Annotated in this window: 9 protein-coding genes; 8 read left to right on the forward strand and 1 reads right to left on the reverse strand. The window is 34.5% G+C overall.

Going from position 1 to position 9289, the window contains the following annotated elements; all coding sequences use genetic code 11:
• On the reverse strand, positions 1 to 238 hold a 238-nt coding region (locus WFK35_RS16940), incomplete at its 3' end, for a DUF2281 domain-containing protein (protein ID WP_336733580.1).
• An 88-nt stretch (positions 239 to 326) separates the two neighbouring features.
• Here WFK35_RS16940 and WFK35_RS16945 point away from each other — a divergent pair.
• The 8 genes from WFK35_RS16945 to WFK35_RS16980 form a co-directional block, all read left to right on the forward strand.
• Positions 327 to 1982, forward strand: a complete 1656-nt coding sequence (locus WFK35_RS16945) for a peptide MFS transporter (protein ID WP_235132652.1) — start codon at positions 327 to 329, stop codon at positions 1980 to 1982.
• A 133-nt stretch (positions 1983 to 2115) separates the two neighbouring features.
• Positions 2116 to 3870 carry a peptide MFS transporter gene (locus tag WFK35_RS16950; protein WP_235132653.1) on the forward strand — a complete coding sequence of 585 codons (1755 nt, stop codon included), beginning with the start codon at positions 2116 to 2118 and terminating at the stop codon, positions 3868 to 3870.
• A gap of 185 nt (positions 3871 to 4055) precedes the next feature.
• Positions 4056 to 4637 (forward strand): Crp/Fnr family transcriptional regulator, encoded by a 582-nt coding sequence (locus WFK35_RS16955; RefSeq protein WP_336733581.1) that lies wholly within the window; start codon positions 4056 to 4058, stop codon positions 4635 to 4637.
• Positions 4638 to 4774: 137 nt separating this feature from the next.
• Positions 4775 to 5275 (forward strand): MoaF-related domain-containing protein, encoded by a 501-nt coding sequence (locus WFK35_RS16960; RefSeq protein ID WP_336733582.1) that lies wholly within the window; start codon positions 4775 to 4777, stop codon positions 5273 to 5275.
• Positions 5276 to 5431: 156 nt separating this feature from the next.
• Positions 5432 to 6910: a peptide MFS transporter gene (locus tag WFK35_RS16965; protein WP_336733583.1), complete on the forward strand. Its 1479-nt coding sequence runs from the start codon at positions 5432 to 5434 to the stop codon at positions 6908 to 6910.
• A gap of 40 nt (positions 6911 to 6950) precedes the next feature.
• Positions 6951 to 7484, forward strand: a complete 534-nt coding sequence (locus tag WFK35_RS16970) for a thioredoxin family protein (RefSeq protein WP_336733584.1) — start codon at positions 6951 to 6953, stop codon at positions 7482 to 7484.
• 232 nt (positions 7485 to 7716) lie between these two features.
• Positions 7717 to 8331 carry a hypothetical protein gene (locus WFK35_RS16975; RefSeq protein WP_336733585.1) on the forward strand — a complete coding sequence of 205 codons (615 nt, stop codon included), beginning with the start codon at positions 7717 to 7719 and terminating at the stop codon, positions 8329 to 8331.
• 97 nt (positions 8332 to 8428) lie between these two features.
• Positions 8429 to 9289, forward strand: an 861-nt coding sequence (locus WFK35_RS16980) for an OB-fold nucleic acid binding domain-containing protein (protein ID WP_336733586.1), incomplete at its 3' end; no start/stop codon positions are given.

A 9289-nucleotide genomic window follows, 5' to 3' on the forward strand; every position in this document is an offset into this window, starting at 1 on the left:
CACTTTCGAGATTATTTAAATAATCATCCATTTCAGACTCAGAAACAAAACTTTGAGGATTTTCACGTAAATATTCTGTCCTTCTTTTTGTTTCTTCTTTTTGCCATTCAGGAATCTGATGAGACTTGCTTTTGAAATGTTTCTGCTTCAAAAAATCAATAAAATCATTCACCTCTTCATAAAAATTTTCAGGAAGTGTTCTGATGTTATCTTCTAAATCTTTTAACGTAATTTCCATTTTCTTCATCTTTATTTCCATCAAAGTTAATAAAATTCGATTATTATTTTTAAAATTCTATATTTGTGAAATTTGAAATTTGTAAACTATGAAGACTAAACATCCTAAAGGATTGCCTTTCCTCTTCTTTACGGAAATGTGGGAGCGTTTCGGGTACTATCTCATCCTCGGAATTTTTGTATTGTATGTAATTGAACCAACCGGAGCAAAAGGCGGTCTCGGACTTCCCGACAAAACCGCAGACGATATTTTCGGGACGTACATTGCTTTAACTTACTTAACTCCTTTTATCGGAGGATTTCTTGCGGACAGAGTGTTAGGATACATCAAATCCATTTATATCGGAGGTGTTTTGATGGCTGCAGGATATATCGGGATGGGTGTTTTTAAAGATCTTACTTTATTTTATTCTTCTTTAGCGTTAATTATCATCGGAAATGGTTTCTTTAAACCTACCATTTCTACCCTGCTTGGAAATTTATACTCCGAAGAACCCTATAAAGCCAATAAAGATTCCGGATACAATATTTTTTACATGGGAATCAATATCGGAGCGTTTATCTGCAACATTATTGCGGCTTTTATGCGAAACAAATTCGGTTGGGGTGAAGCATTTATCACTGCCGGAGTCGGAATGCTGGTGGGATTAATTATTTTTACCATCGGAAGAAAACACTACATTCATGCCGCTCAGATGAAGCCTGTTCAGGAAGGAGATACCAAACTTTCTGAAATATTAATAAAAGTATTCTTACCGGCAATCATTGCAGGAGCAATCGGCTGGATCATTCCCGGAAATATTTTCGGAAGCGACAATACAGATGCCTTTATTTTTGCCTGTGTTCCCGTTATTTATTTCTATGCTTCCCTATACTTCAAAGCGAAGCCGGACGAAAAATCGTCTATCGGAGCCTTATTATCGGTTTTCCTGATCAGTATGTTTTTCTGGGCAGTTTTCAAACAAAACGGAACCGCTTTAACGAGATGGGCGAATTATTACACCGACAGAAGTGTACCTGCTTCCATGGAAAAACCTTTGGAAAGCATTTATATGGTCGACGGAAAAAGTTATGAAGACAAAGAAGTTCCTGTTTACGATAACCAGTTTCAGTCTCAGAAAGATAAGGATGGGAACACAATAAAAGTGCAAGGAAAAGATGTTTATTTTAAAAATATTTCTCCCGAACAGCGTGCAGAACTGGAGAAAAATCCTCAGGCGAAAACCTATCTTTACAATACAGAATTGTTTCAGTCCATCAATCCGTTTTGGGTAATTGCTTTAACTCCGGTTGTAGTAGGTTTCTGGGCATTATTGAGACGAAAAGGAAAAGAGCCTTTAACGCCAACAAAAATCGTTCTGGGACTTTTCATTTCAGGATTATCTTGTCTGGTAATGGTTTTAGCAGTTTGGGCAGGAGATAACGGAGCCGTAAAAGTTTCGCCGTGGTGGCTGGTTGCAAGTTACGGAGTTATTACCGTGGGAGAATTATGTCTTTCACCGATGGGATTATCCTTCGTTTCCAAACTTTCTCCTGCAAGAATTACAGCGTTGATGATGGGCGGATTTTTCCTTGCCAACTCCGTAGGAAACAAACTTTCCGGAATTTTAGCCAGTACATGGTACAATTACGACAATAAAATGAATTACTTTTTAGTGAATTTTGCTTTGTTGATATTTGCAACTCTTTTGGGCTTATCTATGCTGAAAAGATTAAACAAGATCATGAAAGAAAAAGGACATTAATCCCTATTCACAATACAGAAAATCAAGCTGCGGAATTATTCTGCAGCTTTTTTATTTAAATATAAAATTAAAACCTTGCCGAAAACACAAAAAAAACTATATTTGTCAGTCTTAACAAAAATTAACAATAAAAATGGATAATACTGAAGCATTGAGTCCGAAGCCGGATGAATTTGTAGAGAACAAGAATTCCAGACATCCGAAAGGATTGTGGGTTCTTTTCGGAACAGAAATGTGGGAGCGTTTCAACTTTTATGGAATGAGAGCTTTATTAACGCTCTTCATGGTAAATTCCTTATTGATAAAAGAAGCTGATGCAGCAATCATCTACGGTGGATTTTTAGCTTTATGTTATCTTACTCCGCTTTTGGGAGGTTTCATCGCCGACAAATATATCGGTAACAGAAACGCCATCTTAATCGGTGGATCTTTAATGGCAATTGGTCAGTTTTTGCTTTTCATCAGTGCTTCTACGTTTTCGGGAGGTCTGGATGCAGCAAAAACCATCATGTGGCTTGCTCTTTTCATCATCATTTTCGGTAACGGGTTCTTCAAACCGAATATTTCTTCGATGGTAGGAAGCCTTTATCCAAAGCAGGAAAAATCAAAATTGGACTCTGCTTTCACAATTTTCTACATGGGGATTAACATTGGAGCATTCTTAGGACAGTTTATCTGTCCGTACGTAGGAGACGTAAAAGATGCGACAACAGGTGTAAGAGATATTTTCGCCTTCAAATGGGGATTCCTTGCTGCTTCCATTGCAATGATAATCGGTACCATTACATTCTTTATTCTTAAAAATAAATATGTAGTTACACCGGAAGGAAGGCCTATCGGTGGATTACCTAAAAACAATACAAGCGCAGATTTTGAAGAAGGAGAAACACAGACTGCTAAATTCTCCGGATCGGCATTAGGAATTACAGGAGGATTATTCGTGATTCTTTTCTTTGCTTTCAGATATCTTCTGGTGGGAGAATTCGGGTTTAAAGCCGTAGAAATGGGACAGCTGATTAAAGGAATTATTTATCCTTTCATTTATGCAGCAGGAATTTCTCTGGCATTCTTAATCATGAGTTCTGCTGAAAATAAAGTGGAAAGACAGAGAATCTGGGTAATTTATATCGTATCGTTCTTTATTATTTTCTTCTGGGCAGCGTTTGAGCAGGCGGGATCTTCATTAACTTTTATCGCAGATAATCAGACCGACAGAAATATCTTAGGATGGAATATGCCTCCTTCGATGGTACAGATTTTCAACGGTATTTTCGTTGTGGTTTTAGCCGTTCCTTTCAGCTTAATCTGGGACAAATTAAGAGCAAAAGGAAAAGAGCCGGTTTCGCCGATGAAGCAGGCAATGGGACTTGCTCTGATCGCATTAAGTTACTTCATCATTGCACATAACGTAAAAGATTTAGGAAACTCAGGATTATTAGCAATCAAATGGTTAATGTTACTGTATTTCATTCAGACTTGTGGTGAACTTTGTTTATCTCCAATCGGATTGTCATTGGTAGGTAAACTGGCTCCAAAAAGATTTGCATCCTTATTATACGGCGTATTCTTTATTTCCAATGCAGCAGGTTATGCTTTAGCAGGTTCTTTGGGAGCATTGATTCCTGCAACGGGAGATAAATTCTCTAAGGCACAGGAAATGGGAATCAATCTTCAGGATGTTTTAGATAAAAAAGTAACATTAACTGCAGATCAGGCAGCAGCTTTTGAAAAAGCGCAATTGCCTTTAGCTAATCCTACTTTTGCAGGTTTTGAAATCCACAATTTATTTGAATTCTTCATGGTATTCGTTGTTCTTTGTGGTATTGCTGCTGTAATTTTAGCATTAATTTCACCTATTTTAAAGAAAATGATGCACGGTGTAAACTAAACTGCATCAAATAAAATACAAGAACCTCCGCTAAGTCGGAGGTTTTTTTTATTTTAGTAATTATCTGCATGACTGCAAATATAATTTCAAATTCATATTAAAGAATTTAAGTGATTGTTCGTCAACAGACAGAAATGTAAACCTCTTCTATTAAAAGGTAAAAAAGCATTAATGATAATTAAAGTATGACAGAAATTTTTAAAAATAATATATCGCAGCACATTACTCTTTCTGAAGATGAATCAGCACAATTTTACAGCTTATTCCAAAAAAAGACCATTAAAAAAAGACAGTTTTTATTAAGAGAAGGGGAAATCTGTAAGTTTGAAGGTTTTGTAATAAAAGGACTGTTCAAGACCTATCATATTGATTCTGACGGAATAGAACAAATCCTGAACTTTGCTACAGAAGACTGGTGGATTACTGATATTGACAGTTTTACAAATGAACTACCGTCTCAACTGAACATAGAAGCACTGGAAGACAGTGAAGTTTTAATCATTTCTAAAAAAGACAAGGAGTTTGCTTACAAAAACCTGCCCAAAATCGAAAAGCTGTTTCGTGTAATGACACAAAAAACACACGTTGCCCTGCAAAGAAGAATGATTGATAACCTCAGCAAAACGGCAGATAAACGATATACTGATTTCATCGAGAAATACCCTCAGCTTTATCAAAGGTTAACCAATGTACAAATCGCTGCATATTTAGGCATCAGTCATGAATTTGTGAGCAGAATAAGAAAAAAAATAGTTAACAAAAAATAATTCAGACTTCATTTATTGAACTTGTTCAATGTTTTGAAGCAATATGCTTATAGATATTTGTAACAGCCAATATGCTCAATTATAACATAAAATTCCATCGATATTCATCCTCTTTATTATTCATAATGAAAACACAAATGCAAAATTTAAAAACCATTAAAGTCAATTCCATTCAGCCTAAAATGGATAAACTGATCAGAAACAGCTTTACCGCTACATTGAAAACAACGATATACGGATTTTTAGCGGCAGCCATTGTATTGTCCTGCAACCGTAAAAACGAAAATCTCCCAGAAAAAAGAACATCAGCCAATTCTGAACTTCTCGGGAAAAAAGCCATTATTACATTTCCGGAAATGAGAGCAGAAGTAACTTACCACAAAGATTCAACGCTGCACTGGAAAACAACCGATAAAAACGGATTGATTAATGAAGGTGATGAAAAGATGGATTATAAGAAGCTGAGTGAAGATTTACATTTCTTAAACTGGATAGAAAAAGACGGCTGGACAGTAAGCCAGGTAGTCAATACTAAAGATGGAACCGTAAAATCATTCTGGAGTTTTGCTGACGATTCAAGCCCGAGAGGAAAGAGAAAATCTTTATTTGTGGATGGAAAAATTGAAGTGGTAAAGTAAGTACAACCTCAAAGCCTGCAACAAGACTGAAAATTTGTATAGATTAATATCCTTCAAATATAAATTCGAAACATTATTTGAGGGCAAACTATCTTTGGTAATGACTTTTTCCGTTATTTTACAGAAAATTTAATTAAAACTTAATCATACTGACCTATGAGTTTAACTTTAGACGAAATACAAAATTTTAAAGGCAAATATCCGAAACAGCTATGGACTCTTTTTACTGTAGAAATGTGGGAGCGGTTCTGTTTTTATGGAATGAGAGGTGTTCTAACATTTTTCATGGTAGATCAGCTTTTACTGAAGGACGATGTTGCTAATCTTCAGTATGGTGCAATTCAGGCATTTGTTTATGCATTTACTTTTATTGGGGGAATTTTTGCAGATAAAATCTTGGGATTCAAAAAATCTTTATTTTTTGGAGGAATTGTAATGATTTTGGGAAATCTTCTAATCGCTTTTGCACCAAAAGATATGTTCTATTACGGAATTGCATTTTCCATTATTGGAACCGGATTTTTCAAACCAAATGTATCATCTATGGTAGGAGAATTATATGATGAGAAAGATCCGAGAAGAGATGCGGGCTACGGAATGTTCTATGCCGGTATAAACATCGGAGGATTATTAGGCGGAGCATTATGTATTTATCTGGGAAAATACTATTCTTGGACTTTATGCTTTTTAGCTGCTGCAATAGTAATGATAATAGGTCTGCTTACATTTCTTTTCACTAAGAAAAATTTAGGTCCGATAGGTAATTCTCCATTATTAAATATGGAACCTACAAAAAGGAAAATCCGGGAAATTGCAGTTTATGTTCTTTCTATTCTAAGCATTCCTTTAATTTTCATCATGGTGAAAAATACAAAGTTCACAGATTACTTCATGTATACAATAGGAGTGATAGCAATAGGATACTTTATTTTTGAATTACTAAGATTAAAAGAAGTAAGCCTGCAAAAAAAATTAATTGCTGCATTTTCTTTTATCTTTTTTTACTTTTTATTTAATGCGATTTACGAACAAAGTGGAGGCTCTCTCTCATTATTTGCTAAAGACAATCTGGATCATAACTTATTAGGGTTTAATATGGATCCTAACGTTGTTAACAATAGCTCAAATACACTTTTTGTGATTATATTAAGCCCGGTTATAGGATTGCTTTGGCTTTGGCTTGCAAAGAAAAAAATAGAACCTAATACTCTTATAAAATTTGGAATTGGATTTTTATTTCTTTCCGCTTCATTTTATATTTTTTATTATACTAAATTTTTTGCTAATAAAAATGGAATAACTTCACTGAATGTTTTTGCACTCGCTTATTTTGTTACTACAATAGGTGAACTATGTTTAGGTCCTATTGGTATGTCAATTATTACAAAACTATCGCCTAAAAAATTATTTGGGATGATGATGGGACTTTGGTTTTTAGCAAGCGCATTCGGACAACTAGCTGCCGGAAAATTAGGGGCTGAAATATCCCAATCTAACACCGGAAACAGTTTAGTTTCTAAATTGCAATCCTATACAGATGGATATTATCAATTAGCTATTTATGCATTAATTGCCGGATTGGTATTAATTTTGATTTCCCCGCTTGTGAAAAAATTAATGCAGGATGTAAAATAAAAATAGTAAATGCTTACATTTACTTCAAAAATACCAAATCATGAAGAAAATTATAAGTTTAATAGCACTCTTTATGGTCACTTTCAGCTTTGCACAGGTAAAATGGATGACGATTGAAGAAGCATTGAAAGCACAGAAAGAAAATCCTAAAAAAATTCTTATCGATTTTTATGCAGACTGGTGCGGTCCGTGTAAGATCATGGATAAAAAAACATATGGACATCAGGTAATTTCTGATATGCTGAATGAAAATTATTATCCTGTAAAATTTAATGCGGAAGATAAAAAAGAAATTGAAATTTTCGGCAGAAAGTTTTCTAATCCGAATACAGAACATAAGAAAGGAAGAAATTCCTTACACGAATTCACTCAGTATATGAATGTTGCAGCCGTTCCGAGTATGGTTTTTCTGGATGAAAGCGGTAATCCGATCACCATTTTACAGGGAGAACTGTCCGCCAGAGAATTAGAACCCTATCTGGAATTTATTTCTAAAGATCTTTTCAAGAAAATCCGTTCGCGGGAGCAGTGGGAAGATTATCAGAAAAAATTTAAATCTAAAATAAAAGAATAAAAATACAGGCTTTCAGTAATGAGAGCCTTTTTTATTTAAAAAGTTTGTTCGAACTAATTTTAACCAAAAAAGAGATAAAAGACGGTAAAAAATTTTAGACAAGTTTAAAATATGGGCATTTTACTAAGAAGATCCCGTAAAAATCCTGTATAATATTTTTAAATAAATCATAAACTTTGAGAAAAGAAAATGTTTTTCAACATTTAATTATTAACCTTAAAACCAAGAAATCATGAAAAACTTAAACATTCTCAAACTGTTAATTTTTATTTTTGCCTGTCAGTTTTCAATGGCTCAAAATACACCGGAAGTTTCCTCTGCCATTACTGCGGTAAAAGCAAAAAGATTAAACGATATTCCTATTGCAAAAGAAGAAAACGGAAAGATAATTTTGGCTGTGAAAAAAGAAATACTACAAAAAGCAGTACAATCTGCAGTAAGTGACCTGAAGCAGAATTTTCATGTTGATGATGTGAAAATTGCAGCATCTAATATTAAAACGTACTATCTTGCCATTGTAGGAACCGATAAATCTAAAAAAAATACCACAATATTTCTTCCTTTGGGAGCAGCAGATCAATCCCCAAATTATTTTTTTATTCCGTCTACAGGACATGTTGTAACCTGCATTAACATTACAGGATGCCCTAATAACTGTTCTATTGTAAAATACGGATATCAAAAACAGCTTACCGGATGTAATTGCGGAGGTTTTGATTTTGGAGATGCACCTGCAAACGGAAATACACCTACTGAGAGCTGTAACTTTAAAATTAACAAACTTATTTATGAAAAAGATTTTTGTATGGCTGTTAAAATAAAGCTTTCAGCACTTGTTTATGAATAAAATCTATTCTGAAAACTTCTGTTCTAAAAAACCTCTTAAAAAATAGCTTAAGAGGTTTTATTTTTTAGAAGATTTCCCGAAATTCGTGGCTCCTAAAATGACTTTAGAAACCTCAATAGAATACGTAAAAGGAATCGGTCCGGAAAAAGCCAAACTTATCAAAAGTGTATTGGGAATTTCCACCGTGGAAGATCTGCTGAACTTCTACCCGCTCCGTTATCTGGATAAAAGCAAAGTTCATAAGGTTTCGCAGCTCGGAGACCTCTCCACAGACGTACAGCTGAAAGGAAGAATCACCAATATTCAGGAAATACAGACCGGAAAAACCAAAAGACTTTCAGCAAAATTCAATGACGAAACAGGATCAATGGATCTGGTATGGTTCCAATATTCAAAATGGCTGAAAGAACAGCTTCCTGTGAATAAGGAAGTTTTTATTTTCGGGAAAATCAATGTTTTCAATAATCAATTTTCTATGCCGCATCCGGAAATAGAAATCGAAGAAAAGAAAGATTCCGAAAACAGGTTAAGACCAATTTATCCAAGCTCGGAAAAACTAACCAAAAGAGGACTGAATCAACGATTTTTTCAGGTTGTGTTAAGAAATATCTGCAAAGAAATCCCTAATCTGATCTACGAAAACTTTCCTGATTATCTTTTAAAGGCATTTAAGTTTTTATCAAGACAGCACACCTATCTCAATATTCATTTTCCGAAGGATATGGAACATTTCGAGAAAGCCAATTACCGCTTAAAATTTGAAGAATCATTTTTCTTTCAGTTAGGATTCGGACTGAAAAAGCTTCACCATAAAAGCCATACGGCAGGAAATCCTTTTCCGATTGTCGGAGATTATTTCAATGATTTTTATGAAAATCATCTTCCTTTTGATTTAACGGGAGCTCAGAAAAGAGTACTTAAAGAAATCCGGATGGATATGAAACGTCCCATCCAGATG

This window comes from Chryseobacterium sp. VD8, from assembly GCF_037149975.1.
GTDB classification, from domain to species: domain Bacteria; phylum Bacteroidota; class Bacteroidia; order Flavobacteriales; family Weeksellaceae; genus Chryseobacterium; species Chryseobacterium indicum.